This window comes from Streptomyces sp. NPDC057694, assembly GCF_042799415.1.
Taxonomy (GTDB): Bacteria; Actinomycetota; Actinomycetes; order Streptomycetales; family Streptomycetaceae; genus Streptomyces.
The window spans coordinates 76,666-101,870 of the sequence record NZ_JBHVIX010000002.1; the positions used below are offsets into that span (position 1 = coordinate 76,666).

Consider the following 25,205-nt stretch of genomic DNA (forward strand, 5'->3'; position numbering starts at 1 on the left):
CTCGGCGGCGAGGGTGCCGCTGCGGGGGGGGGACCGCGCGAGGGGGGGAGCGGGAGCCGGGGGGCGTGGTGTGTTCCCGCCCCCTTCTAAACTCCTCCCGTGCTGGGACCCTCCCCCCACCCCCCCCCCGCCCCCCCCCCGCAACCGCCTGAACCGGCCGACTTAACCGCCCGAGCCACCTCTGTCGTCCGGAGCATATCCGTTACGGGCGTGGGTACTTGGGCGTCTCTGCATGGATGTGTGTACGTGAGGGGTGGGGAGCATGAGAGTCATGTGGCTGAGATGGCGTCGTGCGCTGAACAGAGCGACAGTACTGACCGCGGTCGCCGGGGCGGCGGGCGCATGCCTGCTGTGGTCGGCGCCGGGCGCGGAGGCTGCGTCCGCGAAGCCGGTGCCGGTGACGGCTTACACGCAGCGCAGCGAGGCCGGCGACTGGATCGGCCAGGGTGAGGCGCACACCTACCGGGCCCCGGCCGCGGACATCCGGGTGCTGGGTGACGACACCTACGCCACGGCGATCATCGAGGCCGGCGACGTGCGGTGGTCCGTCGAGATGCAGGCACCCGCCGGCGACCGGCTCACCCCGGGCGTCTTCCGCGGCGCCGAACGGGCCCCCGGGCCCTCCGGCCGGGCGCCCGGCCTCTCGGTGGGCGGCGACGGCCGTGGCTGCAACACCGTGTACGGACAGTTCACGATCAACCAGATCGACACTGACGGCAAGGGCGAGATCGCCCTGCTGGACGCCTCGTACGTCCAGCGCTGCGAGGAGGCCGACGCGCCCGCACTGCGCGGCACGATCAAGTACAAGGCGCTGCCGCTGTCGTTCTCCTACGTCAGCGAGCCCGGCGACTATGCGGGCGGGGGCCGCAGCCGTACCTTCACCAACGGCATCGCCACATTCACCCTCGACGGCACCGTCGACGGACGCATCGAGTTCGGCGCCTCCGGTCTGCGCGAGACCTGGAACGCGCTCGTCGTGCCCCCCACCGGCCAGTCCTTCCAGGTGGGCCGCACCTATCAGGCGGACGAGCTGGGTGACGACGAGCACGGGATGCTCTCCGTCGGCGGCGGCGGATGCAACCACAGCAACGGCGAGTTCACGGTGGACAAGCTGGTCGCTGACGCCTCGGGACAGATCACCGCCCTCGCCCTCACCTTCGAACAGCACTGTGAGGGAGCGGACCCGGCCCTGCGCGGGACGATTCACTACTTCGCCTGACCGCGGGCCAAAACCCACGAGGTAGGTGGCGCGGGGCCCGCCCGTGGGCGGGCCCTCAGCCGGCGAACGAGACGTGATCACCGCACCAGTGGTTCGCCCGGAGAAACCGCTCCCAGGTCAGTGCGCCGCTCCTTCCCGGGAGCAGACGCTGCGGTACTCGGCTTTCAGCCTGGCGTGCTGGCGATCGGGGACGGCGCACGCTCGTCGCGCGGCGGTTCTGCACACCAACACCGCCTGCCGTGTCGCGTCCCGGTTCCTGCCTCTGGTGGCGGACATGACGGCCCCAGCGACATCCCCGGTCTACGGCTGCAGGGACTCAGCAAGAGGCGTCTACGTTTCGTGCACCTGCCGACCGGCGGCAGAGTCGACCTGATCGACACCCAAGTCTCCCCTACCCGCCGGCGCAACGACTTCATGAAGTCCCTCCGCCACGAGGAGCGCTGACACAGGAGGCACGGCAGCACGCCGCTGTGGGAACTCCCCCACCTTCATCCCGCCGAATGGCTGTTGGAGCACCACTGGCAGATCAAACCGTGCATGCTGCCGCGCAGCGCGCTCATGGCCAGAGTCCCACGGTTCTGGGGAGATCAGACCGTTCGCGGGATCGGCATGTCTCTCTGCCGCCGGAAGCGGCAGAGAGACACAGAGCCCCGTAACGCTAGCTAGATGGACACCTCGACACTTCCTTCGTAGACGCAGCGGCTGTCCTGCAACGCCTGAACGTCGACGCAGGCATCGCCTGCCGGCCTCAGCTGGAAGGTGCAGGGGAGGTGAGGATCGGTATACCCGGTGAATCTTCCGTCGATGCCCTGGATACGTTGCACATTTCCGTGGCTTCGGGCCAGGGCCAGTGCGCTATTGACCATCACCATGCCCGGAATATGGTCCACGGGTTGCCCCCTGAACTCCAACTGCTCTTCGCTGGCTGTCATTTCGACCGTCGTTGCTTCAGGCCAAGCCTGTGAATCCCCTGCAGCTTCCCCTGATCCGCGGACGAACCGATACGCCGCGGGCGACAGGAAAGTGAAGGTGACCCGCGCCGTTCCCAGCTGCTTGCCCTCCACTGTTATGGCGGCTGCGAAAGTGGAACTGACCAGTTGCCCACGTCGCATGTCAGGGTCGATCAGCCGAACAGACAGGGTGAGTGGCGTTCCGCCTTCGAGCTGCCCATCGCCACCGACCGCCGGGGCGCTGCACGAGAGAGCTTGGAAGACGCAGTGGTGTGAGCGCGGCACGTCGAAGGCTTCGTGAGCGATCAGGAGTGCTGCCTGCCGGACGGCGTGGATGAGCAGCATGATCCGATCACCACCGTCGTGGCGTGCCGAGACCGTGTACTGGTGGTCCCCTTCGGCAGCCTGCCAGTCGAGAAGTGTGATGCCGGAGGCGGGGTCGATGAGATCAGCTGGAGCTGGCCCCGCTGTGGGATGCCCTGGATCGGTCATGTGGTCGTCTCCTTCATCGGCTGCGGCGGCGTAGGGCGGAGTCCGTCAGTTCGGGAGGACTCCAGCCGCCGTCTTCGGAGTTGAGGGTCTGGCCGGGAGGCACGATCTCGTCGATACGGTCCAGGACGTCGCTGGGCAGCGTGACGTCGGCTGCCGCGATCTGGCTCTCGAACTGTTCCATGGTGCGTGGACCGATAATCGCCGAGGTTACGGCCGGGTGTTCGGTGACGAAGGCGAGCGCCATGTGAATGAGGCTGATGCCGGCTTGCTCGGCGAGTTGGGTGAGCTGTTCGACGGCGTCTAGCTTGCGCTGATTGGCGTTCAGCGTCATGTCGTACCGCTTCCCCCAGCGGCCCGCGCGCTTGGTGGGCTCCGGCTCGTGCCCCTTGCGGTAGCGGCCGGTGAGCCACCCGCCGGCCAGGGGACTCCAGGTGGCGGTGCCCATGCCGTACTTGTGGCAGGTAGGCAGCACATCCGCTTCGATCTCGCGGGCGAGCAACGAGTACGGGGGCTGCTCCAGCACGAAGCGTTCGCGATGTCGGCGTTCGGCCGTCCACTGTGCCTCGACGATCTGGTGGGCGGGGAAGGTGGAGCTGCCGAGGTATCGGATCTTGCCGGCCTGTACGAGGTCGGAGAGCGCGCCGAGGGTCTCGTCGATGTCCGTGTGCGGGTCGGGCCGGTGCATCTGGTAGATGTCGATCCAGTCGGTGCCGAGTCGGCGCAGGCTGTTGTCGACGGCCTGGTGGATCCAGCGACGCGAGTTGCCGCGGGAGTTGGGGTCCACTCCCATGGGTGCGTGCGCCTTGGTTGCGAGGACGACGCGATCGCGTTTGCCGGTCTGGGCGAGTGCCTTGCCGACGATCTCTTCGGATTCCCCGCGGGAGTAGGAGTCGGCGGTGTCGATGTAGTTGATGCCCGAGGCGAGGGCGCGTTCGATGACGGGGATGGATTCGTCGGCACTGTTGTTGCCCCAGGATCCGAACATCAGGGTGCCTAGGCAGAGCTGGCTGACGCGGATGCCGGTGGTTCCGAGGTAGCGGTACTTCATGCGGTGACAGCCTCCGGTGCGGTCCATTGGGTCACGCGCGTGGCGACGTGGTCCGGCCAGTCGTAGAGGAAGTAGTGGCCGCCGCTGAGGTACTCGACGTCAACGGGCTGGCTGGTGTAAGCCGACCAGCCGGGCAGCTGATCTGCGTGGGTCATCTCATCCGCATCTCCGGCCAGGACATGGACCGGCACATTGATGAGGGTGGGCGGCTGGGCAGGACTGTAGGCGTGGACCATACGCTGGTCGTTGCGGATGATGTGCAGGAACCCGTCGGCCATGGCGCGGCTGAGTCCCTTGGGCACACCGCCGACGGAGCTGAGTTCTGCGAAGAGTTCGTCGTCGGGAAGCTTCGCGACGCGCTTACCCCAGTCGGTCTGAAGGTGCGGAGGGTTGCGGCCGGAGACGACGAGCGACTGCGGAAGCTTCTGCCTGGTGCTCTGGAGGTGGCACACCATCTCGTAGGCGATGAGAGCGCCCATGCAGTGGCCGAGGATGTGGAAGGTGTCGCCTTCGAGGCGCTCCAGGAGCTGCTGGGTCAGATTCTGTGCGGCGTCGGGCACCTGGGTGGCGAAGTCCTCGGAGCGGCGCATGCCGCGGCCCGCCGGTTCGAGCGGAACGACGTCGATGTGCTCGGGGAAGCCACGCTTCCAGGAGCGGAAGACGCTGGCCGATCCGCCGGCGTGCGGCACGCAGAACACCTGCGTGCGGGGAGGGTTGGGCATGAGGGACGTTCCTTGGGGTGTGGTCACTTGTGCTGGGCGGTTGCGGCCAGGGGCACGACGGTGATCTGTGCCGGGCGCTCACTGCGCAGGAGCAGGGGCCGCAGTTCGGCGTGCATCATTTCCTCGGTGACCATGACGGGCTCGGTGGCGTGGACTTCGAGCTCTATGCGGGTGTCTCCCTGTTCGTCCTGGCGGACGTGGGGGATTGCCCGGGCGACTCCTGGGATGCTCTGAGCTGCCTGGCGGATGGAGTAGAGCGAGACCTTCTCTCCGTGCACGACGACGAAGTCGGAGAGCCGTCCCTGATAAAAGAGGTAGCCGTCCTCGTCCTGCCGGAACAGGTCTCCGGTCGCCACCAGCCCCGGGGCCAGCAAGGGCTGACGCGAGGAGGGCCCGACTTTGCGCCGCAGAGCCGTGTCGGTCGCGACGATCAGTTCACCGACGCCGTCTGCAGCGGGTTCCCGGACCAGAACGCTGACGTCCTCCAGCGGAAGACCGACTGAGGCATGCCGGTGAGCGGGCTCCTGATGGGCTGCCAGCGTCGCGACACGCGGGCCTGCTTCGGTAAGCCCGTAGGTGAGGTACAGCTCGCCGCCGGGGTTCAGAGCAAGAAGTCGACTCACGTGGGCCGGATCGATACGGTCCCCTCCGACCGCCAGCGACCGCAGTGGTGCGGGCAGCGGGGTCCCGATTTCGACGAGTTGCCGGGCGATCGTGGGGGTGATCGATGACGAGGTCACGCCGTACCGCTGGATCGTGTCGCGGTACGTCGCCGGGTTGAACGGTGGCCCGGAGATGATGAGTTCCGCTCCGGTGACCAGGGCCGTCAGCGCTTGGGCAACGATGGCGTAGGAGTAGTACAGGGGCAGGTTGATGAGGATCGTGTCGCTGCTGCGGACGCCGACGGCTGCGGCATGGCGGCGTGCGTTGCGCAGCAACGAGTCGACCCCGTGCAGGCAGGCGCTGAACATTCCGGAGGTCCCGGACGTCAGCATCAGCGCGTGCCCGGGTTCGTAAGCGCCCTGCGGTTCGCCGTCAGTCAGCACGACGGCCTGCTGTTCGCCCACAGGGACGGTGTGGGCGCTGCCGTAGCGGCGGGGGTCGATGCGCGCAGCGATCAGCGCGCCGGCCGACAGATGGTGCGCCAGGGCGGTGAGTCGGGCTGACGGTGTAGAGGGGGCGACGGTGACGGGCACACAGCCGTTCAGCAGCACGGTGAAGTACTGCTTGAGCAAGTGGCTGCCGTTGGCCAGCGCGATGATCACCGGAGTTCCGGGGGCCAGTCCCAGTGCGGTGAAGTCGTGCTGCAGGACGTCGAGGTCGGGTCCCGCGACTCCAGCGGGCCTGCTGAGATCGGTGGTGCGTTGGAGCAGGGCGACGACGTCGTCACGCGTGATGCCCAGGTCCATGGTCGTGGAGAGCATGGTGAGGACACCTCCTTCAGTGATTCACGGCCGGCTTGTCGGCTCTGGCCGCGAGGCGGTGGAGTTCGAGTTCGCAGCGCGCCGCATCGGTGGCCTGTGCGGCCTGGAGAACGAGGCAGCGTGCTGCGTGGACGTCGTTGTCCTGTCGGTGGGTGGCGATGAGGACGTAGCGAGCCAGGCCGCGCCCCAACCAGCTGGCCGCGATGTCGCTGGCCGTGCCCACAGCATTGGTGGGTGCGGTGCTCAGTGCCAGAGTCGGCCCGCGGTAGCCCTGCTGGATACAGGAGAGTCCCGCGATCGAGCCGGGGTTGGCTCCGGCGAACTTGAGCGGAGACAAGCGCCCACGGGGTGTCGCCTTGGCTATGATCCGCATCGTAGTGACGGTGCATGACTCACTGATGGCGATCATGCCGACCTGGTCGCCGACCGTGGTCAGGTCCGCTCCGCAGTCATCTACAGCGGCTTCCACCGCATCGTTGATCAACCATGCCAGCGGATCAGCGTACAAAGAGGACCCGTTGCGCGAATGCCTCGCTGGAGAGTCCGTGATGGCTTCCCCGAAGCCAACGGCAAGAGGCGGGCAGTGACGGCGTTCACTCATGGTCAGCTCCCGGCACGGTGAAGAGCAGCGCGGTATTGAAGCCGCCGAAGCCCAGGGTCAGGCTGAGTCCGCTGCCGGCCGGAACTGGTGTGCCTCTGTCCTGTGCCGGCGGCAGCGGTAGCGGGAAGTCGTCGATCGGCTCTTCGAGTTCCTGCACCGGCGGCACTTGACGATCAGTCAGGGCCTGGATGAGGGTGATCGCTTCGATGGTTCCGCAGGCACCGAGGCTGTGGCCGAGTGCCCCCTTGGTGCCGAACACGGTGGGCTTTTCGGCTGCCGCACCGAAGAGTGTGCGCAAGCTGGTCGACTCCACCGCGTCATTGACCGGGGTTGCAGTGCCGTGTGCGCTCACGACGGAGATGTCCTGTGTGGTCAGGCCGCTCCCGGCCAGGGCACGCTCGACGGCGAGTACGACACTGCTGCCTGCGGGATCCGGAGCCGTCATGCCCGCGGCATCGTTCGCGGAACCGGCCCCGTGCAGGATCGCCCGCTCGCGTGCACAGCGGCTGCGCGCGTGGTTCACGGACTCAAGGATGAACACCCCGGCGCCCTCGCCGAGAATCATGCCGTTGTGCCGGGAGTCGAAGGCCCGCAGTCCATCGGGGCTCATGGTGCCGAGCAGCGAATGTCCCAAGCGCTTGGCCGGGGTGACGATGTCTGCTCCCACGCACACGCAGACCTCGCGCTGTCCGGAGCGGATCAGTTCCGCTCCCATCAGCAATGCATCGGAGCCTGCCGAGCAGGCGGTGGCCACGCACAGCGGTGGGCGCGGGTATCCGAGGGCTTCGGCGACGCCGCGAGCCCAGTCGTCGAGGCGGACGACATCGGGATCGTCAAGGTTTGCCGCGTAGCTGGTGCCGAGGATCAGTTCCGTGCCGGGGCCCGCCAGTACTTCGGGGGTGAGCCCAGCATCCGCCAGCGCCGTCGTGATCGCGCGTGTGGCCAGAGTGTGCTGGCGTTCGCCGGGAGGCTGCTCCAGCGGGACATCGGGGACGATGGCTGCAAGGTTGCTCCGCAGCGGGGTGCCGGAGGGGACTTCGCGTACCCCTGTCTCGCCTTTGAGGAGACGAGCCCACACCCCATCCAGGGTGTTTCCCAGGGGAGTTTCCCAGCCAACGCCGGTGACTATCGGCGGTTCAAATTCCACTCTGTTCAGACCTTCTGTCAGGGTTTCAGGCAGCGGCCGTCTGGCTGCGGAGCTTCTCCACGAGCGAGGCCAGGGAGGCGATGGTGGAGAAGTGCTCGGGAGTGAAGTCGTCGTCCGAGATCTCCACCTCAAAGGCCTCCTCGATCTGCACTCGCAGCTCCACGAAGCCGAGGGAGTCCACACCGAGGACGTCACGGAGGCTGTCCTGCTCGCCCATCTGGTCGGTCGGGATCTCGACGTAGACGTGGGAGACCAGGATGTTCTTGATCGTGTCAGCGATGTTCATCTTTATATTCCTTGAGGTCAGGCCGCTACAGTGGCCAATTTTGGGCGGACTTGATGAAAGGTTTCATCAAGTGATGAGGGATCTCCGGTCCGAAGAGTTCAGGACAGGGAGCTAGCTGGAGGCTCGGCGGGTGCGCTGGGACAGTGCGGCGCCCAAGAGGATGACGACCGCCCCGACGGGCTGGTGCCACTTGAGGCCTTCACCGAGGACGAGCACTCCGGCCGTGGTGGAGATGATCGGCACGAGATAGGTGACCATCGAGGCAACCGTCGCGCCGGCGTCCCGCACCAGGCTGTACTGGATGAGGAAGGCGAGACCGGTGCCCACTGCCCCCAGGACCACGAGGGATGCCGTCTCGGCGAACGGGAAGCGGTGCGGCACGGACGTGATGAAGGGAGCTGCCAGCGCAAGTTCCACCGTACCCGCCGTGAGCTGCGCCGCAGACAGGGAAACGCTTGAGCTCCCGGAGTGGGAGAGGAACCGGCGCACATAGACCCAGCCGGTCCCCATACTCAGAGCGGCCGCGAGCGCCTGCCCTGCTCCTACTGGATCGCCGGCACTGATTCCACCCCAGATCCCGAAGACCACCAGGACCCCGAGAAAGCCGAGCCCCATCCCCATGAGCCGATTGCGGTCCGGGCGCTCACCGGGCAGCACGGTCACGGCCACGAGCAGGGTGAACAGTGGAGTGGTGGCGTTGCAGATCCCCGCCAAGGCCGAGGTGATCCGCTGTTCGGAATAGGCGAAGAGCGTGAAAGGGAGAGCATTGAGCAAGAAGGCGGCAACTGCGAGATGCAGCCACAGGCGCGCACTGCGCGGCAACACCTCCCGCCTGACGGCGACGACGAGCAGCAGCGCCACGGCGCCGAATGCAACGCGCCCGAGGGCGACCTGCAGTGGTTCGTAGGCTTCCCCGCTCACCTTCACGAAGAGGAAGCTGAGCCCCCATACGAGAGCAAGCAAGGCGAACCTGACGCGCCAGTCCAACCCCCGCTCCTTCCTGCCAGCAGGAGGAGGAGGCGCGGCCGGATCCGTCCCCTTGCCGACGTCGTCGACGGGCGGAGCCGCACAATCCGGCGGGTCGAACTGCTGCCCGCCACCAGGTGCCGCACGAGGTGAAGTATCCATGGCCATGACTATGGAAGTAGGCCCATGACCTGCACAAGCGAGAGATTCTGAGAACTCGATGTAGCATCCCTTCAATATGCTTAACCTAGATCGACTACGCACTCTTCAGGCAATTGCGACATATGGATCCGTCAGTGCCGCGGCGGACGTACTGCACGTCACCACGTCGGCCGTCTCGCAGCAGATGCGCAAACTGGAGCAGGAAACCGGCCACCAGCTGGTCACGCGTAGCGGTCGCGGCGTCGAGCTCACGCCCGCCGCACAACTCCTAGCGAGGCGAGCCGAGCGCATCCTCGGCCTTGCCGACGAAGCCGAGGCCGAACTTCAGGCCCGCAACGAATCAGCAATCGGACCTCTGACCGTCGGGGCGTTCCCTACGGCCGCACGCGGGATTCTTCCCACAACCATCCGCCTCCTCGCGGAGCGTGCGCCCCAACTGAACGTGCAGGTAAGGGAGATGGACTTCGACTCTCCCATGTCCCAGGTGGAGCGTGGCGACCTCGACCTGGGCATCGTCCAGGACTGGGATCACGTACCGATCCCCTGGACCGACGGTGTGGACCGGCATCTACTGATGACCGATGCCGCGCGCGTCGCCCTACCCGCAGAACACCGCCTCGCCGACCGCGACGTAATCAGGATCCACGAACTCGTCGACGAACCCTGGATCAGCCGCGTCCGCCGCTCCACCTGCCACGAATGGCTCCTGTACACGATGCGCGAGCAAGGCGCCGAGCCGCGCATCATGCACTCGGTCACCGAACACCCCACCCAACTAGCCCTCGTCTCGGCAGGCGTCGGCCTGGCAATGGTCCCGACTCTGGGCCTGGGACCTCTGCCGCCAGGTGTGCGTACTTCGGCGATCGAGCCGCACCTGACGCGCCGCATCTACGTCATCTGGCGACCCGACCGGGCCATTCGCCCGTCGGTACGCGTCGCCATCAGAGCTCTGAGCGATGCGACGAAACAGACGGCCCTACTCCCGGTTCCCTAAGAACCACGAAGGACCGCCGGACCAGTGAACGCCTTGGCGGCCTCTACCCCCTCTGCTGTTACACGCCTCTGGCATCGCAGCCGCAGCTGCAGTCGCAGCCGGACGAGTCCAGTTCACGGTCGGGCAAGGTCCCGCTCACTCCCCACAGCAATCAGCCACACCGTTCACACCAATGACCTGGCACGAGAACCGTGGTCAGCGGTCGGCACACCGCAAGACGCACCACAGTGCGCAGCGCCCTCCCCCTCCCCTGGCGCTGAACGAGTCTCACCTCGGACCAACCAGGGTCTATGCCACACGCCCCTCCCCGGGAAGGTGCGCACCAACGGTGTTCAAGAAGCGCGGCTGGACCGTAGTCATGGAGTACCGCCTCTTCTCCGACAACCGAACGCTCAGTCTGAACGCCTACGACGATGCCTGCGTCAGGAATGTCCGGGCGGCCGAGGACGCCACGTCCTCCAACTGACGGAACCGGGCGCGGGCGACGGCGCCCCGCGCCTGCCGTCGCCCGCAGGTAGACGATGCTGTTGGTCTCGTTGCTCACCCTCACGCCGCCCGCCAGCAATTCGACCTCAACGGCCCACCCTGCCGTGCGGCGCTGTCCGGTCTGCCCAGGCGAATGGGCCTCAGCGTCGTCGATGTCCGAGGCGGCAGGCGGGGTTCCGTCGGGGGCGTGGCTTCACCGGTCAGGTGCATACGCCCTTGGTGGGGAACTGGGAGGAGGCGTTCTACCGGCGGACCGCCGCGATCAGTCCGCCGGGCCGTTCCTCGCGCCGCGGCGGGGTGCTGATCGGGCGGTCGTAGGCGGCAGCGCACTCGCGCAGGGTCCGGCTGTCGGCCTCCCAGCCGTGCCCGGCCAGCCAGCCCACCGGATCGTCGGGCATCTCCGAAAGCCACATGGACGCCGCCGATCCCGCTGCGGCGTCTGCTGCGAAGCGCTCGATCACGCCGCGCGAGCCCAACGTCAGCCCCATTCGGCTGCCCGTCGCCGATTGCGCGCCGATCCGGGCCAGGAGCAGCTCTACCGCGTCCTCGGGCAGGTAGATCAGCAGCCCTTCGGCGATCCATACGGTTGGCGCCGCCGGGTCGTGCCCCGCGGCGGCCAGCGCGCCCGGCCAGTCCTCACGCAGATCCACCGCCACGGCGATCCGCTCGCAGCGAGGGACGGCCCGCTCCTGGCGCAGCACTAAAGCCTTGAAGTCCAGTGGCGCGGCGGTGTCCACCTCGAACAGCCGGGTGCCCTCGGGCCAGTCCATCCGAAAGGCCCGGCTGTCCATGCCGGCGCCCAGCAGTACGACCTGCCGTACTCCGGTCGCGGAGGCCTGCTGCAACAGGTCGTCGAGAAACTTCGTCCTGATGACGATGGAGAACGACACGGCCAGCCGACGGCGGCGCGCGGCCTCGTCATCGGGCGGCGGCGAGGAGGGCCACAGACCGCCGGCCGCGGCGAAGGCCTGTGCCAGCGGGTCGCGGAACAGCGCGTTCTCCCGCTCGGTCTCCAACGCCCGCACCCTGGCCACGCCCACCGCCGTGGCCCACACTCCCGACGGCTGCACCCGCTCCTGCCCCTCAGTCACCTCGCCAGCCTAGATGAACGATTCCCAGAGGCCTGATGAGCGGAGCCAGATTCACGCGTGGCTGGCCAGCCACGCGCGCGCTGACCACCTACAACCACTCAAACACCATGAGCAATTATCAACAGCCGCCCTGTGTACGCGGCCACACGAAGTGGACCAGAGCCCGAAGAGACCGGCACAATCAGTTGGCGGAGCCGACGGACGCCGCATACCACCTTGGCGTTCTGGCGCTGTCGGCCAAGACCTCGATGTCTCCTAGTCTTTGTCGCCCTACTTCGGCCAACTCGGTACCCATGACCGAAGTACGGCGACAAAGACTAGGAGACATCGAGCGAGGCCAGCAGCGCGAGGGCTTGGGCCGAGGGGCTGCCGGGGGCGGCGTGCAAGAGCAGCGCCTCAAGTCCGTCGGGGCCCGCCACCTGGAACTTCTCGACCAGTAGTTCCAGCGGGCCGACCTCGGGATGCTGTATACGGAAGGTGACGTGTTGCGCTGTGCGCACGTCATGGCGTGCCCACAGCTGGCGGAACCGGTCACTCTTGAGGGAGAGCTCTCCGATCAGGGCGTGCAGGTACTCGTCGTCGGTCTCGGCGCCGATCTGGGCACGTAGGTGAGCCACGGCGCTGGCCGTGTACTGCTCCCAGTAGCCGTGAAAGTCGCGGGTGGCCTGCTCGGTGAACAGCATCCGCAGCCGATTCACTCCCGGCACCATGTCCGGTGACAGCGCCCGGGCCAGACGGTTGGCGGCCAGCACGTCGCTGTACTTGTTGAACACCAGGGCGGGCACGTTGAGGGTCTGCAGAAGCAGCCCAAGGCTCTCGGGCACGTGCTCCTGCCTCCGGTTCGGGCGTCGGCGCGGCTTCGGGCCGGCCAGCGACATCAGATAGGCAGTTCCTTCCGCGTCCAGCCGGAGCACACCGGCCAGCGCGTCGACGACCTGGGGCGAGGGGTTGCGGTCACGGCCCTGCTCCAGGCGCAGGTAGTACTCGACGCTGATCCCGGCCAGCATCGCCAGTTCCTCACGGCGCAGTCCGGGCACCCGGCGCTGTCCGTGGCCGCCCGCCAAGCCCGCATCGTCCGGTGTAACGAGTTCGCGGCGGGCCCGCAGAAAGTCTCCGAGAGCGTTGTCCACTCCTTCACCGTATGCCCCCGCTTATGCAGGTGGGTGCCCCTGTCACTACCAGGAACAACGGGAGCTGGGTCATCACATTCGCGCAGGTGAGGATGGTGAAATGACGAAGACATGGTTCATCACAGGAGTCAACAGCGGGTTCGGGCGGGAACTGGCCGAACAAGTTCTTTCACGCGGCGACCGTGTCGCGGGGACGGTCAGGCGCGAAGGCTCGGTCGATGACCTGCGCGCCAAGTACGGCGACCGGTTCTGGCTCGGCCATCTCGACGTCACCGACATCTTGCAGGTACGAAAGGTCGTCGACGCCGCGTTCGGCGAGCTGGGCCGCATCGACGTCGTAGTGATCAACGCCGGATACGGGCTGTTCGGGGCAGCCGAGGAGTTCACCGACGAGCAGGTGGTCCATCAGATCACCACAAACCTGATCGGCTCGATCCAGACGGCACGCGCGGCCCTGCCGCACCTGCGGGCACAGGGCGGCGGCCGGATCATCCAGATCTCCTCGGTCGCCGGTCTCGCCGCGCACCCCGGGGCATCGCTTTACCACGCGGGGAAGTGGGGCATCGAAGGGTTCATGGAGGCTCTCGCGGAAGAGGTGGCTCAGTTCGGCATCGAGGTAACACTGGTAGAGCCCGGCGGCGCGCGTACCTCATTCTCCGGCAGCAGCCTTCAGTTGAGCCAGCCGCTGGCCGCCTACGACGACACCCCGGCCGCCGCCGTGCGCGCCTTCAAGGACACGGCCGTCCCCGTCCCCGGGGATCCTGCCAAGGTCGCGGCGAAGGTCATCGCCTCAGCTGCCCAGCAGCCCGCCCCGATGAGGCTGGTCCTGGGCAGCGACTGCTACCAGGGAGCCACCGCCGCGCTGCGCAAGCGCCTCGCCCAAGTCGAACCTCAGCAGGCAAGCGCATCCGAGACCGACGCGGAGAGCTGAGCTCGACCGACACCGCAGGCGCCTGCGCCGCCTGACAAGGAACTCGCCTCGTGCCCGAACGCACCACTGACCGTCACCTCGCCCGGTGACCGTCCGGAAGCGGAGGTAGTCCATGAGGCCGGTGACGTCCAGGCCCGTCCTCTGAGGCTGTCGTTCGCCAATGGGGAACCGTGCACCGGCCGGCCGATCCTCGACGCGGGGCGGCCCGCTGCAACCGGCCGCAGTTGCTGGCGGGCCACACTCACGCCTTGCCGCGCTCCTGCCGCAGGAGTTCCAGCTGTCGACAGACAGCTTTGCTCACCCTGGTTTCGTCGTTGGTGGCGAGAAGGTCGAGCAACGCCCCGCGCAGCACCGCCAGCGTCAGGGTGCGGCGAGTGGCTCCGTCGTCGCTGTCCCGTTCCGGCTGCGGCTGGCACAGGGCCAGAACGTCGAGCCAGTCGTCCACGGTGGACCTGGCGAAGCCGGCCCAGGGGCCGTCGGGCTCGACGAGGGAGCGGGCGTACGCCTCGGCCCACAGCCGCAGCAGCGGGCGGTGCTCCTCGGCGGCGAGCCAGGTCCACACCTGCTCGGCAGCCGGTGCCAGGCCGACGGGAGCGTCGCTGTGGCGGAGGTGGTCCAGCAATGCCAGTTCATCGGTGCGGGCCCGCTCCAGCAGCGCTCGCACGAGGCCGTCCTTGTTGCCGAAGAGGAACATCAGCACGCGTGTGCTGGAGCCGATGGCTTCGGCCAGCGGGCGCAGCGACAGGTCGGCCAGTCCGTGCGCGAGCGCGTAGTCGTAGGCGGCTTCGAGGAGCTGGGTCTGGCGTGCGGAGGGGTTTGCGGTCTTCGGGGGCATGGGCCTACCTTAAGGCGACTGACACACTCGTGTCAGTTACCTTGAGTGATTGACAGTTTCGGAGAGTGCGCAGTGCCCGAGGAAGCACCCCAGCGGCACGCGGTCATCCGCCGCGCCGACCGTCCCGGCGATCTGGGATGGGTGGTGATGGCCCACGGCGAGCTGTACCACCAGCAGTTCGCCTTCAACACCGACTTCGAGGCCCTGGTGGCAGGGATCGTCGGGGACTTCGCCATGAAGCACTCCCCGGCAATGGAAGCGGCATGGATCGCCGAGGTCGACGGCGAACGCGCGGGCTGCGTGTTCCTCGTCACCGACGACCAGCCGGGCGTGGCCAAACTGCGCGTCCTGCTCGTCACCCCGGCGGCCCGGGGCCTCGGCATGGGCACCCGCCTGGTCGGGCAAAGCCTCGACTTCGCCCGCGCAGCCGGCTACCGGTCGGTGACCCTGTGGACCACAGACAATCTGGCCTCCGCCCGCAGGATCTACGAACGCTTCGGATTCGCCCTCACCGACGAGAGGCCTCACCAAGGGTTCGGCCACGACCTCACCGGCCAGACCTGGACCCTCAACCTGCACAGCACGCCAGCATGAATCCGGCTGCCCCACCGCGCGGGATCAGGCGATCGATCTGGATCCGGCCGGGACTCATTCCGCACGCACCGCGGAACGCGGAGTCGTTGACCAGGCGGCCGTCCGAAACGCCTGCACCCTCAGGTGCGCTACACGCAAATATTCCTCAAGTGGACACTCCGGCAGATTCGTTCGGCCGAGCTTCGATGGTCCAGAGCCGTGGAGGGTTGAGGTTTTCCCGATGGCGGTCGGTCCCGAAGTCACAGTTCCTTCACGTGCAGTCGGGGGATTCATCCGAGGAGCCTCAGATCACGCCACGCGCTCACCAGCACGGCCGAATCTGCCGCAGCCAGACCCAGCGCACATTGATCAGGACGACTCCAGATCAACTGCCCCTCGAAAGGAACCGCACCCAAAGCAGAACGCGCAGAACGCCGGTGAGAGAACCCGTAGCTCGCTCCTGCCCTGCAGCACCTGCTCGCCCTCGAAACCGACTTCCTGCATCCGGGTGACACAACGCAGTTCCACCCCGCGACACGGGGCTGGCAGTGGAGTCATGGCACGGGAACCGAAGGGGTGCCTTTACACGTCCCGGTGCATGACATGAACATTCTTTGACCCAGAGGGAATCCCCATGCAGCAGTCAACCGGGAGACAGATCGCCGTACGAGCAGCGGGGACGCTGCTGACGGTGGTGTTCGCGGCAGGTTGTTCGGCGAGTGTGGGGTCGAAGGCGGTGAGCAAAGACGAGGTCGCGAAGCAGGCGTCGGCGGCCCTGGGCAAGCAGGTCGGCCGGAATCCCGACGACGTCACCTGTGAGGACGATCTCAAGGCTGAGGTCGGCGCGACCGTACGCTGCGAACTCACCGACGGCGGCAAGCAGTACGGCATGACGGTCACCGCGAAGTCGGTCGACGGCGACAAGGTCAACATGGGCTTCAAGGTCGACGACGCTGCGGGCGCGGGCAACTCCGCCAAGCCGGTGCCCACCGACACGGCGGGCTCCGGCACCAGTGGTGGGGGCAAGTCGGTGGACCGGGCTGAGGTCGCGCGCCAGGGCAAGGCCGCCCTGACGGCACAGGTCGGCAAGGCGCCCGACGCGTTCGCCTGCTCCGAGGACCTCCCGGCCAAGGTGGGTGCCGTCGTCCGCTGCCAGCTCACATCGGAGGGCAAGCAGTACGGCGTGACGGTCACCGCGAAGTCAGTCGTGGGCGGGAAGGTCAGCATGGACTTCAAGGTGGACGACACCGCGGCCGGCTGATCCCGGCCTAACTGTCCCTACCAAAGCCGTTGAAAGTGGCGGTAGGTGATCAGACAGACGGCAAGTCCGAGGAACGCCTCGTGGATGCCGTCGCGTCGTTCCCACCAGATGCGTCGGCGGCGGAATCCATGGAGCCAAGCGATCGTCCCCTCGACGACGTAGCGGAAGATGCCCAGGCCGGTGCCATGGGGCTCGCCCCGCTTCGCGATCACAGGCCGGATCCCGCGTTGCCAGAGCAGGCGCCGGTAGATGTCGTGGCCATAGCCGCGGTCGGCCAGCAGCGCGTCCAGGCGCCGACGGGGTCTGCCGACCCGACCCGCGACGGGCGGGATCTTGTCGAGCAGGGGCAGGAGTTGGGTGACGTCGTTGCGGTTGCCGCCGGTCAGCGACACCGCGAGCGGGATGCCCTGCCCGTCGACGATGAGGCGGTGCTTGCTGCCCGGCCGGGCGCGGTCGACCGGGCTGAGCCCGCTTTTGGGCCCCTGCGGGCGGCCCGCACGTGCGAGGAGTCGATAGCCGCCCGGTCCCAGTCCAGTTGATCCTTCGGCCGCAGCTTCTCCAGCAGCAGCACATGCAGCTGGTCCCAGACGCCGGCCACGTTCCAGGCCGCCAGGCGCCGCCCCCTATCCTGCCCAAATTTCTGACCCCTGCTTGACGAAGTCGAGTCTATGAGTCCAGTCGGATGGCCAGAGATCGACCGGGTACAGGAAGTGGTCACCGGGTCCGCCATTGGTGTCGGCCGGTGGTCGCCCGGTTGGAACGTCGGAGACCCGAACCCGTAGCAATCCAGCGGGAACAGTCAGGCTCGGCCCGTCCTCGGCATAGTTCCCAGGGCTGGACATGGTGAGCCGTCCAGTCGGGGCGTCGAGATCGGTTTCCACAATGTGCTCGGTCGTCGGGTCTGTCGGTGGTGCGGAAGCGTGCACGGTGATCACCGACTCGACCATGTCGTCCGGTGCTGTGGCGACGGCGATCGAGTGTGGTTCAACGCCGACGCGATGGACGTACACGGCTTCCTTCGTTCAGCCGGCGGGAGCCAGGTCCGGGTCCGTCGCGTGTTCGGCTATCCACGCGCCATAGGGGTCGATGCCCCGCAGAAGCGACACGATCGACTGCTTCCAGATCGAGTCGCCTGGCCAGATGGACCTGATGGGCCGGCTGCAGCCGCGGCACATGCAGGACGTCATCGCCGGCATCAGCCTCTTCCGTCCCGGCCCGGTCAAGGGCGGCATGCCTGCACGGTTCATCGCCGCCTGCTGCGGCCCCCGAAACGAAGAACGCCACTGCAACGATCCGCAGCAAGCCATCTCCCGACAACGCGCCGTCTGCAGAGGCCAAGAGAACCAGCGGCGGGAGAGGCCCTTGGACTGACCCGTACGGCGATCACTACGCCCGTGACCGGCGAGCGGCATCGGCATCGGCATCGGCATCGGCATCGGCATCGGCATCGGCACAGAGTGCGCAGGGGAAGAGCGCGCCAGCGACGCTACGAGATCCCGGTCTGCCGGAATGTACGCACGACCGCCACCGTGCACGCGGCCACGAGCCCGGCCGCCGTACCCATCAGTCGCAGTTCCGTTCTCCGCAGTTCGCCCTGGGCGCCCACGCCCCGAACGGGTGCCCGCCCTCGCGGGTCGTAGACCACGGGAAGGATGTCGCCCGGTGCGATCGACGCGACGCAGCCACGCCACACCTGGATGCCTGCCCGGTCGACCTCAAGGTCGGCCAACGAGCAGATCCGGCGTCCTTGGCCCGGTGGCGACGCCACCGACGCCACGCGCGCGGACTTCACGAGTCCGCGCTGCTCGAGCGCCACCCCGGCCGCCACGTCCGGTGCCTGGAAGGCCAGGCAGATTCCCAGCACGGCGACCAGCCCGATCAGGATGCGTCCCGCCCGCAGCGCCATGAGGTACAGCACCAGGGCCGCGACCACCACGAGGCCCAGCTCGCGGGTGTCCAGGGAAGCGGGGCCACGCCACATACCGGCGAATCCCAGTCCGACGGTTGCGGCCACCATCATGCTGCCCGCCAGCAGGCCACGGATCATCAGTTGTCGCGGTACGCCCACGAACTCGGCGGGTCCCCACAGGATCGTGCGCATGTGTTCCCCGAGTCCCGGAACTGTCCGGTTGCCGTGCCCTCTCTGCCCGGCCCGCATTTCGTACCTCCTTCGTGCCGGATCCGGCGGCCTCGCGTTCATCTTGCCGCCTCGTGTGCGCTACCAGCAGCGGTCACCGGCTTCGAACGGCGGCGTCACGTCGACCACCAGCGCTCAGGCCCGCCTCCTCGCCATTCGACGAGTGGCGAGGAGGCCACCTCGTCGGCGTCCAGAACGACTCCGGCCAGACACAGCAACTCGATGACATCGGCGACGGACCGAGCGACTCCGGCTTGTCTGCCACGCAAGGTCACCAGGCGTGCGCCACCTTCGTGGACTGCGTGAACGACGACTGGAGTCACTGGACTCGGTCCCCTGCCCGGCAGTGAGGACCACGAGGTGACGCAGTCCGTGCGCGAGCGCCCGTTCCGAATTGGCCGGCTCCGGGGTCGAGCAGTCATCTTCCGGTCCTCCTGTCTCGAACGATTGGAGCAGGAGTGACCGGATCACTCCTGATCAGCCTGGATGTGTCGGATCGCCCCAGCCCAACGGATGAAGCCCGGTGTCCGTGTCCAGGAGCGGAGCGAGCGGTTCGCCGCTCGCGTCGTTGAAGGCCTTAAGCGCGTCGATCAACGCTGTCCGCTGCTCAGGGGCCAGGCGTTGCACGATCGTCTCGATCTCGCTGCGGCGGCGGGCGGTGACGTCCTCAACCGTGCGCCGCCCCTCGTCGGTGAGCTGCAGCAATGTCTCGCGGCGGTTGTCCGGGTTGATCTGCCGGTCCACGAGCCCGGTCGCGATCAGCCGGTCGACCATCCGCATCGCGGTCGACGGGGCCACGCCCAACAACTCGGCCAGCGCCACGAGTTTGGTCGCCCCGCGAGTGGAGAGCACCACCAGCATCCGGAACTGCGGCAGCGTCACCCGGTCCTCGACCTCCGCGAGCGAGCGCGCGGAGACCGCCACCAGCACCCGCGAAGCCGTCAGTACGGCACGCGTCATCGCATCCACATCGTCCCTGCGCGCTATCGGCGCAGCCTTCCTGGCCATGGCACCTTTCTACCCTGCCCATGGCACCGCGCGCCCCTCCCCCACCGGTTGTTCATGGCTCGCCGCCGATGGCGCAGCCGCACGGCCGCGTCGTCGCGCGACGCGGCCGTGAAGATGCCGGACTACGTCTGCGCCGGCGCCACTTGTTACACCTTTGGACTATGCAAATATTGCACCTCCTAAGCGTCGGCGTCGCGCTCCGTTACCGAATCGATTCCGACGTCCACCCCAGGAGGCGTCGAGGCGACCACACCCGGCACGTCGCCCCCTTGACAACCTTTGCATAATGCAAAAGTAAGGAAGGGGAAATAGTGAGTGTCCTACGCAGTGAGGGACGGGCGAGGCGCCCGGTTCCGGGCGGCCGGGGTTCGATGATGGTGCTGGCCGTACTGGTCGGTGCGGGGGCCGGCGTCGGCTCGATCGTCTTTCGTTGGTGCATCCAGACCTTCACCCGGATCTTCTCCGGGCGTGCCGACTACGCGGCGGCTCCCGGGAGCGGCAACCCCCACGTCCCGTGGCTGGGGCCCTTCTTCGTTCTCGTGGTCCCCGTCGTCGGCGGCCTGCTCTACGGGCCGCTGGTGAACCGGTTCGCGAAGGAGGCGCGCGGGCACGGCGTCCCCGAAGTGATGCTCGCCGTCGCCCAGCGCGGCGGACGGATCAGCCCCAAGGTCGCCGTGGTCAAGACGCTGGCCTCGGCACTGACCATCGGCTCGGGCGGCTCGGTCGGCCGCGAGGGACCGATCGTGCAGATCGGGTCGGCGCTCGGCTCCACACTGGGCCGCCTGAGCAGGCTCACCGAGGACCGGATGAAGCTGCTGGTCGCGTGCGGCGCGGCGGGCGGCATCGCGGCCACGTTCAACGCCCCGCTGGCCGGCGTCATCTTCGCGATGGAACTGATTCTGGCCGCGTTCAGCATCGAGGCGTTCGGCGCGACCGTGCTCGCCAGCGTCACCGCGAGCGTCATCGGACGGGCCGCGTTCGGCGACGTCGCCTTTCTCAGCCTGCCCGACTTCCATGTCCAGCACCTGGCCCAGTACGGCCTGTTCGCCGTGCTCGGCGTCGTCGCCGGTGCGGTCGGGGTCGGCTTCTCCCGGGTGCTGTACGCGATCGAGGACGCCTGCGACTGGGCCTGGCGCGGCCCGGAGTGGCTGCGGCCGGCGGTCGGCGGCCTCGCGCTGGGCCTGGTCCTGCTGGCCCTGCCCGAGATGTATGGGGTGGGGTATCCGGTCCTGGAGGGCGCCACCGAAGGCAAGTACGCGATCGGGTTCCTCCTGATCCTGCTCGTCGGCAAGATGATCGCCACCAGCCTGACCATCGGGATCGGCGGCTCCGGCGGGGTGTTCGCGCCGAGCCTGTTCATCGGGGCGATGCTGGGCGCGGCCTTCGGCGCGGGCGCACACGACCTGCTGCCCGGCACGGCCGGCTCCGTGGGCGCCTACGCACTGGTGGGCATGGGAGCCGTCTTCGCGGGCGCCTCGCGCGCGCCGATCACCGCCGTGGTGATCCTCTTCGAGCTGACCGGCGAGTACTCGATCATTCTGCCGCTGATGCTGGCCATCGTGCTGGCCACGGTCACGAGCCACACCTTGACCCGCGACACGATCTACACGCTCAAACTCCGCCGTCGCGGAATCGATCTGGAAGGTCCCGCACCCGGCGCCGCCATCGGCGCCGAGCAGGTCGCCTCCGTCATGGAACCGCTGCCGGCGTCGGTGTCCGGCACCCTGACGCTGGCCGAGGCCGCCGACCTGCTGAGCCGCTCCGAACACGGGGCACTCCCGGTCCACGATCCCTCGCGCGCCTATCTGGGCATCGTCACCGCGCGTGCGGTGACGGAAGCACTCGCGGATCAGCCGGACAGCGTGCCATCCGTGGCGGGCGACCTCGCCGAAATGCCACCACGCGTCACCACCGACGAGCAACTCGCCCACGCCCTGCACTCCTTGCTGTCCGTATCGGGCACCGGACTGCCCGTCGTGCACACCGAGACGGGCCAGCCGGTCGGCTGGCTGAGCCATCAAGGCGCCCTGCGGGCACTGCACGCTCCCACGGAGAGCCGGACCGGCGAGCTCCTTCCGTCGTAGAACGACAGGGACTCGGCCTGGAGAAACAAGTGGGACACCACCACGGACAGGGTGGCCGGTGTCCGGCAAGCCCCTCACAGGGCCGCTCTCACGGGTCTGCCTGCCACGGCGCGGCCACCGTCGTCCACCTGTGGGCGCCCGGCACGGACAACAGCCCTTGCTGGGGAGCGCCGTTGCGGCGGGTCGCCCCGGCACCGGCCGACTCTTTCCGACGCGCCGACCTGGGCCACGGCGCCGCCTCCGAACGCCCTACCGGCCTCGACTACGGGCGTTACCTGCGGCTCGCCGCCGACTACCGCGCCCACGGCTACGCGGATACGGGTCATGCGCCCGCGTTCGCCGTCGAGGACCCGGCATTCAACGCGCTGCGGATCGCCTCCGAGCACGCCATCGCCACGATCGCCGAGCTGGTCGGCGCGGACGCCGACGTCCACCGCGGTGGGCCGTGCCCGATGAGTCAGTGCCGCGATGCCCTCCGCAACGTCGGTGGCGAGTGGCAGGAAACGCAACTCCTCCCGAGGGAAACGAAGCGCGCCGGCTACTGAGACGCGGCCAAGGCGTCGCGTGCGGTGGCCGGTCGGCGGCCGAGAAGTTCGCCGAGGAGAGGGTCGGTGCCGGAGAAGAAGCCGGCCTCTGCGGCCTGGTAGAAACCCAGCAGGAATCGGCTCATGTGCTCGGGCTGCCCAAGGGCGCTCTGTGCCGCGACCCAGTCGTTTTCGTCCATGTGCTGGTAGCGAACCGTGCGTCCTGACAGTTCGGACGCGACGTCCGCGATTTCGGCGAAGGTCGGTGCCGCGGGTGCGGTCAGGGTCACCGGGCCTTCGTGGGCGCCGGGGGAAGTGAGGATCAGCGCAGCTGCCTCAGCGGCGTCGCTGCGGGCGGTCCAGGAAACCGGTCCGTCGCCGGGCACGGCGATCACGCCGGTCTCGCGCCACGGTCCCGCGAGCCACAGGAGACTGTGGGCGTAGAAACCGTTGCGCAGTGAAGTCCACGGTGTGCCGGAGGCGGCCAGGATCTGTTCGGTGGCGAAGTGGTCCCGTCCAGGTGCGAACGGGTTGTCCGGTGCGGCGGCCTGGTGACTGGTGTAGAGGATCCGCTTCGCCCCGGCCTCGACGGCAGCGTGGACAGCCGTGCGGTGCAGAGCGGTCGCGTCCGCGGTCGGGTCGTTGGAGGAGACGAGCAGCAGCTGATCGGCGTCCGCGAACGCCTCGGGAAGGGAGTCTGCAGCGGCGTAGTCGCCGTACCTGACCTCGATTCCCTGCCGGGCGAAACGCTCCGCCTTAGCGGTATCGCGCGCCACGATCGCGATCTCGCTCGCGGGCAAGTGTTCGAGGAGATGGTCGACGGTCGCACCGTTCAGGGCTCCGGTTGCACCGGTGACAATTATCATTGATCCGCCCTTTCCGTTATCGGTGGAATCACCTCCACGGTAGCCCCGGATATCAGCGATAGCAAACCATTGCTATCCTTGATTCATGGGTGATGCAGTAAGAACCAGCCGCACGGACACGCGGGCTGCGATCGTCGAGGCTGCCGCTTCGGTACTGCGCGAGAAGGGGCCCGGCGCGGTAACCACCCGCGGCGTCGCCGAGCGCGCCGGCGTCCAGGCCCCGACCATCTACCGCCTCTTCGGCGACAAGGACGGCCTGCTGGAGGCGGTGGCCGAGTACGTCATGGCCGCGTTCGTCGCGGACAAGGCCTCCCGCGTGGCGGCCGCCGCGGCGACCGAACTGGACCCGCTGGACGACCTGCGCGCGAGCTGGCGCAAGCAGATCGAGTTCGGCCTGGCCAACCCGGCGATCTTCCGACTGCTGAGCGACCCCGACCGCGTCCGCGAATCGCCTGCCGCCCGCCGAGGCAAACAGATCCTGGAGACACGTGTGCGCCGGCTGGCGGCAGCCGGGCGGCTCCGGGTTCCCGAACCGCATGCGGTCGACCTCATCCAGGCGGCCGGCATCGGAACCATTCAGACCCTGCTGGCAACCACCGAGGAGCAACGGGACCCCATCCTGGGCGAGGCGATGATGGACGCCGTCCTCGGCCGCATCCTGACCGACGCACCCACCCAGACACCCGACGGTCCCCTCCCTGCAGCCATCGCCCTCCGCGCACACGCACCCCACCTGGAGACGTTCAGCGAGCCCGAACGCCGGTTGCTCGTTGAGTGGCTCGACCGGATTGCAGACCCCGCGGGAACCAACGCCACGACGACTCCGGCCGCTTCACCCCATCCCCCTCAGCGCCACACCTGACGCTCGGCACTGTCCGCGCCTGAGCATGCCGTGCTCCTCCGACCGGATGGAGGGGTTCAGGGTGGGGCGTGAACACCGCACTCGTGTGCGGGACTTCGTGGAGGGAGGCTGTGTGAGGGTGGGTGCGCCACACCCAGGCAGCCGCCCGTCCTGCGCGGAATCCGTGCCGGGGCGCCGAAACCCACGGGAGCCGGCCGACCGAGACCGTGGGGATGTCGCCGCGATGGCGTGTCCGAGAGAGAAGGCCCCTAGCGGGCCTCAACGGGACTAGCAAGAGGGACTGTTGGCGCGTTCACCGGTCATCTCAGCAGGTCTGGCCTGCTTCACGGCGCCACGAATACCTGCGAGCTGCCGGTTGTCCAAGAGATGCGCAGCGTGCGACGGGAGATGCGCCAGCCGACGGGGGTGCGCACGAGGTCGTCCTCGTAGGTGCCGCCGGTGTGGTAGTAGTCATTGCCCCGATGGTGATGGGCGACGATCTGTGTGGCCGCCTTCGCGCCCGTGTCCGTGACGGCGATGCTTTGGGCACCCAGGAGATGCTGCGTCGCGTCGAGGTTGCTGAACAGTTGGCGGGCACCGTCCGCCACTGCGTTCCCGCCCGTTGTCAGGCTGCTGAACTTCTCGCCCTCCGGCAGGTGGGCGGCGAAGACATTGCGTACCTCGGCGTCGTCGGTGAAGACGGAGGCGACGCGTGCGAAGTCGCGACGGTCCAGCCCGAAGGCGTAGGCCGTGAGCAGGTTGTGGATCTCGGTACGGTCCGAGTCGTCGGGAGCGGAGATGTCGCTCATGAGGTTCCAATCGTGAAGGGCGTGGCGGAAAGGAGCCGAGGGCGGTTTGCTGGGCCTGGGGCGCAGCCGCTTGGTCTGGGTCGTCTTCGAGGGGATGCGTCACGTCACGAACTCGGGTGGCATGCGGGGCTGGCCACCGCAGGTCCACACCCGGCACGCCCGCACTTCGACAGGTGCTTTGAGCGTTCGTAGTTCCGCCGGTCTCCCTGTCTGTCGCCGAACGAGCGGCGGCAGTCGCTGGAGTCAAGGGGCCGTGTTGGGCCGCATCGGCGGAGCTGCGCGCGTGGGAGTGCGTGCCGATGTGTTCTCGTCGGCGACGCCTGGCGGGGCCCGCAGGCTGCGGAACACGGGGCTGGCGCCCGTGCCGCTCGGAGGCCGTCGAGCGGCCCCTGCCCAGGTGGTCGCCGTGGGCGCCCGTCTCATCAGCGTCGGCCAGCGTTGCCCGCAGTGGATCACCGGTATGCGAGCCGGAGCGCGGCAGGAGGGTGCGGTCCCTTGCCAGCCTTTGGCTGACCGCGGGCCGTGCGCTGCGACGGTCTTGTCCGCCGTGGGGTGTGCCTGGCGAGCCTGCTGCTGCGGGGCGTCGATCGGCCGGTGACTACCCCTCCCGGTTTGCAG

25 protein-coding genes and 3 pseudogenes are annotated in these 25,205 nt (G+C 68.0%); 10 read left to right on the top strand and 18 right to left on the bottom strand.

Annotated features, from left to right (window positions below):
* The first annotated feature begins 271 nt into the window (after positions 1–271).
* On the top strand, positions 272–1,219 hold the full coding sequence (locus tag ACFVDP_RS07090; RefSeq protein WP_383484658.1) for a hypothetical protein: 948 nt from the start codon (positions 272–274) through the stop codon (positions 1,217–1,219).
* Between the two features lie 662 nt (positions 1,220–1,881).
* On the opposite strand, the gene ACFVDP_RS07095 is transcribed toward ACFVDP_RS07090, so the two are convergent.
* The 8 genes from ACFVDP_RS07095 to ACFVDP_RS07130 all read right to left on the bottom strand — a co-directional run bounded on the left by ACFVDP_RS07095 (position 1,882) and on the right by ACFVDP_RS07130 (position 9,017).
* Positions 1,882–2,661, bottom strand: a complete 780-nt coding sequence (locus ACFVDP_RS07095) for an AfsA-related hotdog domain-containing protein (protein WP_383484661.1) — start codon at positions 2,659–2,661, stop codon at positions 1,882–1,884.
* Positions 2,662–2,674: 13 nt separating this feature from the next.
* Entirely contained in the window at positions 2,675–3,709 is a 1,035-nt protein-coding gene (locus ACFVDP_RS07100) for an aldo/keto reductase (RefSeq protein ID WP_383484664.1), read from the bottom strand.
* A complete protein-coding gene (locus ACFVDP_RS07105) occupies positions 3,706–4,431 on the bottom strand; it encodes a thioesterase II family protein (RefSeq protein WP_383484666.1) in 726 nt (241 codons plus the stop codon). Before ACFVDP_RS07105 ends, ACFVDP_RS07100 begins: the two co-directional genes overlap by 4 nt.
* Before the next feature lie 23 nt (positions 4,432–4,454).
* On the bottom strand, positions 4,455–5,855 hold the full coding sequence (locus ACFVDP_RS07110) for a class I adenylate-forming enzyme family protein (protein WP_383484669.1): 1,401 nt from the start codon (positions 5,853–5,855) through the stop codon (positions 4,455–4,457).
* A gap of 16 nt (positions 5,856–5,871) precedes the next feature.
* On the bottom strand, positions 5,872–6,456 hold the full coding sequence (locus ACFVDP_RS07115; protein WP_383484672.1) for a polyketide synthase: 585 nt from the start codon (positions 6,454–6,456) through the stop codon (positions 5,872–5,874).
* Positions 6,449–7,603, bottom strand: coding sequence for a beta-ketoacyl-[acyl-carrier-protein] synthase family protein (locus ACFVDP_RS07120; RefSeq protein WP_383484675.1), 1,155 nt, complete (start codon positions 7,601–7,603; stop codon positions 6,449–6,451). Before ACFVDP_RS07120 ends, ACFVDP_RS07115 begins: the two co-directional genes overlap by 8 nt.
* A 25-nt stretch (positions 7,604–7,628) precedes the next feature.
* The gene (locus ACFVDP_RS07125; RefSeq protein ID WP_383484678.1) at positions 7,629–7,889 is read right to left on the bottom strand and encodes an acyl carrier protein; all 261 of its coding nucleotides are present in this window, start codon (positions 7,887–7,889) and stop codon (positions 7,629–7,631) included.
* 111 nt (positions 7,890–8,000) lie between these two features.
* Entirely contained in the window at positions 8,001–9,017 is a 1,017-nt protein-coding gene (locus tag ACFVDP_RS07130) for a DMT family transporter (RefSeq protein ID WP_383484681.1), read from the bottom strand.
* 76 nt (positions 9,018–9,093) lie between these two features.
* On the opposite strand from ACFVDP_RS07130, the gene ACFVDP_RS07135 reads away from it, so the two are divergent.
* Together ACFVDP_RS07135 and ACFVDP_RS07140 are read left to right on the top strand one after the other, a co-directional pair.
* Positions 9,094–10,011: a LysR substrate-binding domain-containing protein gene (locus ACFVDP_RS07135; RefSeq protein ID WP_383484684.1), complete on the top strand. Its 918-nt coding sequence runs from the start codon at positions 9,094–9,096 to the stop codon at positions 10,009–10,011.
* 328 nt (positions 10,012–10,339) lie between these two features.
* Positions 10,340–10,477 carry a hypothetical protein gene (locus ACFVDP_RS07140; protein ID WP_383484687.1) on the top strand — a complete coding sequence of 46 codons (138 nt, stop codon included), beginning with the start codon at positions 10,340–10,342 and terminating at the stop codon, positions 10,475–10,477.
* 262 nt (positions 10,478–10,739) lie between these two features.
* Here ACFVDP_RS07140 and ACFVDP_RS07145 read toward each other — a convergent pair whose 3' ends face one another.
* Positions 10,740–11,552 (bottom strand): class I SAM-dependent methyltransferase, encoded by an 813-nt coding sequence (locus tag ACFVDP_RS07145; protein ID WP_383486017.1) that lies wholly within the window; start codon positions 11,550–11,552, stop codon positions 10,740–10,742.
* A gap of 353 nt (positions 11,553–11,905) precedes the next feature.
* Positions 11,906–12,718 carry a helix-turn-helix domain-containing protein gene (locus tag ACFVDP_RS07150; RefSeq protein WP_383484690.1) on the bottom strand — a complete coding sequence of 271 codons (813 nt, stop codon included), beginning with the start codon at positions 12,716–12,718 and terminating at the stop codon, positions 11,906–11,908.
* A gap of 100 nt (positions 12,719–12,818) precedes the next feature.
* On the opposite strand from ACFVDP_RS07150, the gene ACFVDP_RS07155 reads away from it, so the two are divergent.
* Positions 12,819–13,649 (top strand): SDR family oxidoreductase, encoded by an 831-nt coding sequence (locus ACFVDP_RS07155; protein ID WP_383484693.1) that lies wholly within the window; start codon positions 12,819–12,821, stop codon positions 13,647–13,649.
* A 241-nt stretch (positions 13,650–13,890) separates the two neighbouring features.
* Here ACFVDP_RS07155 and ACFVDP_RS07160 read toward each other — a convergent pair whose 3' ends face one another.
* Positions 13,891–14,484, bottom strand: a complete 594-nt coding sequence (locus ACFVDP_RS07160) for a TetR/AcrR family transcriptional regulator (RefSeq protein WP_383484695.1) — start codon at positions 14,482–14,484, stop codon at positions 13,891–13,893.
* Positions 14,485–14,556: 72 nt separating this feature from the next.
* Here ACFVDP_RS07160 and ACFVDP_RS07165 point away from each other — a divergent pair, with 72 nt between their 5' ends.
* Both ACFVDP_RS07165 and ACFVDP_RS07170 read left to right on the top strand, forming a co-directional pair.
* The gene (locus ACFVDP_RS07165; protein ID WP_383484698.1) at positions 14,557–15,078 is read left to right on the top strand and encodes a GNAT family N-acetyltransferase; all 522 of its coding nucleotides are present in this window, start codon (positions 14,557–14,559) and stop codon (positions 15,076–15,078) included.
* Between the two features lie 613 nt (positions 15,079–15,691).
* Positions 15,692–16,318, top strand: coding sequence for a DUF4333 domain-containing protein (locus tag ACFVDP_RS07170; RefSeq protein WP_383484701.1), 627 nt, complete (start codon positions 15,692–15,694; stop codon positions 16,316–16,318).
* A 17-nt stretch (positions 16,319–16,335) separates the two neighbouring features.
* Here ACFVDP_RS07170 and ACFVDP_RS07175 read toward each other — a convergent pair.
* Both ACFVDP_RS07175 and ACFVDP_RS07180 read right to left on the bottom strand, forming a co-directional pair.
* Positions 16,336–16,937, bottom strand: a pseudogene (locus tag ACFVDP_RS07175) (IS5 family transposase); the annotation flags it as partial.
* 4 nt (positions 16,938–16,941) lie between these two features.
* Positions 16,942–17,328, bottom strand: coding sequence for a hypothetical protein (locus ACFVDP_RS07180; RefSeq protein WP_383486073.1), 387 nt, complete (start codon positions 17,326–17,328; stop codon positions 16,942–16,944).
* A gap of 88 nt (positions 17,329–17,416) precedes the next feature.
* Between ACFVDP_RS07180 and ACFVDP_RS07185 the strand changes: the two are divergent.
* Positions 17,417–17,602 (top strand): annotated as a pseudogene (locus tag ACFVDP_RS07185) (hypothetical protein); the annotation flags it as partial.
* A 202-nt stretch (positions 17,603–17,804) separates the two neighbouring features.
* Here the strand turns inward: ACFVDP_RS07185 and ACFVDP_RS07190 are convergent.
* From ACFVDP_RS07190 to ACFVDP_RS07200, 3 genes are all read right to left on the bottom strand, one after another.
* On the bottom strand, positions 17,805–18,419 hold the full coding sequence (locus ACFVDP_RS07190; protein ID WP_383484703.1) for a hypothetical protein: 615 nt from the start codon (positions 18,417–18,419) through the stop codon (positions 17,805–17,807).
* A gap of 152 nt (positions 18,420–18,571) precedes the next feature.
* Positions 18,572–18,730, bottom strand: a complete 159-nt coding sequence (locus ACFVDP_RS07195) for a hypothetical protein (RefSeq protein ID WP_383484706.1) — start codon at positions 18,728–18,730, stop codon at positions 18,572–18,574.
* 202 nt (positions 18,731–18,932) lie between these two features.
* Complete coding sequence (locus tag ACFVDP_RS07200; protein WP_383484708.1) at positions 18,933–19,463, bottom strand: MarR family winged helix-turn-helix transcriptional regulator; 531 nt, start codon at positions 19,461–19,463, stop codon at positions 18,933–18,935.
* Positions 19,464–19,837: 374 nt separating this feature from the next.
* On the opposite strand from ACFVDP_RS07200, the gene ACFVDP_RS07205 reads away from it, so the two are divergent.
* Together ACFVDP_RS07205 and ACFVDP_RS07210 are read left to right on the top strand one after the other, a co-directional pair.
* The gene (locus ACFVDP_RS07205) at positions 19,838–21,547 is read left to right on the top strand and encodes a chloride channel protein (protein ID WP_383486019.1); all 1,710 of its coding nucleotides are present in this window, start codon (positions 19,838–19,840) and stop codon (positions 21,545–21,547) included.
* Between the two features lie 107 nt (positions 21,548–21,654).
* Positions 21,655–21,984, top strand: a pseudogene (locus ACFVDP_RS07210) (hypothetical protein); the annotation flags it as partial.
* A 101-nt stretch (positions 21,985–22,085) separates the two neighbouring features.
* On the opposite strand, the gene ACFVDP_RS07215 reads toward ACFVDP_RS07210, so the two are convergent.
* Entirely contained in the window at positions 22,086–22,937 is an 852-nt protein-coding gene (locus tag ACFVDP_RS07215) for an SDR family oxidoreductase (protein ID WP_383484710.1), read from the bottom strand.
* An 85-nt stretch (positions 22,938–23,022) separates the two neighbouring features.
* Between ACFVDP_RS07215 and ACFVDP_RS07220 the strand changes: the two genes are divergently transcribed.
* On the top strand, positions 23,023–23,799 hold the full coding sequence (locus ACFVDP_RS07220; protein WP_383484713.1) for a TetR/AcrR family transcriptional regulator: 777 nt from the start codon (positions 23,023–23,025) through the stop codon (positions 23,797–23,799).
* Positions 23,800–24,122: 323 nt separating this feature from the next.
* On the opposite strand, the gene ACFVDP_RS07225 is transcribed toward ACFVDP_RS07220, so the two are convergent.
* On the bottom strand, positions 24,123–24,587 hold the full coding sequence (locus tag ACFVDP_RS07225) for a nuclear transport factor 2 family protein (protein WP_383484716.1): 465 nt from the start codon (positions 24,585–24,587) through the stop codon (positions 24,123–24,125).
* Positions 24,588–25,205 lie beyond the last annotated feature (618 nt).

What these genes read in the sequence shown, in the direction of transcription:
- ACFVDP_RS07090 (WP_383484658.1), top strand. Translation starts at nt 272, where the DNA reads ATGTGGCTGAGATGGCGTCGTGCGCTGAACAGAGCGACAGTACTGACC.
- ACFVDP_RS07095 (WP_383484661.1), bottom strand. Translation starts at nt 2,661, where the DNA reads ATGACCGATCCAGGGCATCCCACAGCGGGGCCAGCTCCAGCTGATCTC.
- ACFVDP_RS07100 (WP_383484664.1), bottom strand. Translation starts at nt 3,709, where the DNA reads ATGAAGTACCGCTACCTCGGAACCACCGGCATCCGCGTCAGCCAGCTC.
- ACFVDP_RS07105 (WP_383484666.1), bottom strand. Translation starts at nt 4,431, where the DNA reads ATGCCCAACCCTCCCCGCACGCAGGTGTTCTGCGTGCCGCACGCCGGC.
- ACFVDP_RS07110 (WP_383484669.1), bottom strand. Translation starts at nt 5,855, where the DNA reads ATGCTCTCCACGACCATGGACCTGGGCATCACGCGTGACGACGTCGTC.
- ACFVDP_RS07115 (WP_383484672.1), bottom strand. Translation starts at nt 6,456, where the DNA reads ATGAGTGAACGCCGTCACTGCCCGCCTCTTGCCGTTGGCTTCGGGGAA.
- ACFVDP_RS07125 (WP_383484678.1), bottom strand. Translation starts at nt 7,889, where the DNA reads ATGAACATCGCTGACACGATCAAGAACATCCTGGTCTCCCACGTCTAC.
- ACFVDP_RS07130 (WP_383484681.1), bottom strand. Translation starts at nt 9,017, where the DNA reads ATGGATACTTCACCTCGTGCGGCACCTGGTGGCGGGCAGCAGTTCGAC.
- ACFVDP_RS07135 (WP_383484684.1), top strand. Translation starts at nt 9,094, where the DNA reads ATGCTTAACCTAGATCGACTACGCACTCTTCAGGCAATTGCGACATAT.
- ACFVDP_RS07155 (WP_383484693.1), top strand. Translation starts at nt 12,819, where the DNA reads ATGACGAAGACATGGTTCATCACAGGAGTCAACAGCGGGTTCGGGCGG.
- ACFVDP_RS07160 (WP_383484695.1), bottom strand. Translation starts at nt 14,484, where the DNA reads ATGCCCCCGAAGACCGCAAACCCCTCCGCACGCCAGACCCAGCTCCTC.
- ACFVDP_RS07170 (WP_383484701.1), top strand. Translation starts at nt 15,692, where the DNA reads ATGCAGCAGTCAACCGGGAGACAGATCGCCGTACGAGCAGCGGGGACG.
- ACFVDP_RS07190 (WP_383484703.1), bottom strand. Translation starts at nt 18,419, where the DNA reads ATGCGCACGATCCTGTGGGGACCCGCCGAGTTCGTGGGCGTACCGCGA.
- ACFVDP_RS07200 (WP_383484708.1), bottom strand. Translation starts at nt 19,463, where the DNA reads ATGGCCAGGAAGGCTGCGCCGATAGCGCGCAGGGACGATGTGGATGCG.
- ACFVDP_RS07205 (WP_383486019.1), top strand. Translation starts at nt 19,838, where the DNA reads ATGGTGCTGGCCGTACTGGTCGGTGCGGGGGCCGGCGTCGGCTCGATC.
- ACFVDP_RS07215 (WP_383484710.1), bottom strand. Translation starts at nt 22,937, where the DNA reads ATGATAATTGTCACCGGTGCAACCGGAGCCCTGAACGGTGCGACCGTC.
- ACFVDP_RS07220 (WP_383484713.1), top strand. Translation starts at nt 23,023, where the DNA reads ATGGGTGATGCAGTAAGAACCAGCCGCACGGACACGCGGGCTGCGATC.
- ACFVDP_RS07225 (WP_383484716.1), bottom strand. Translation starts at nt 24,587, where the DNA reads ATGAGCGACATCTCCGCTCCCGACGACTCGGACCGTACCGAGATCCAC.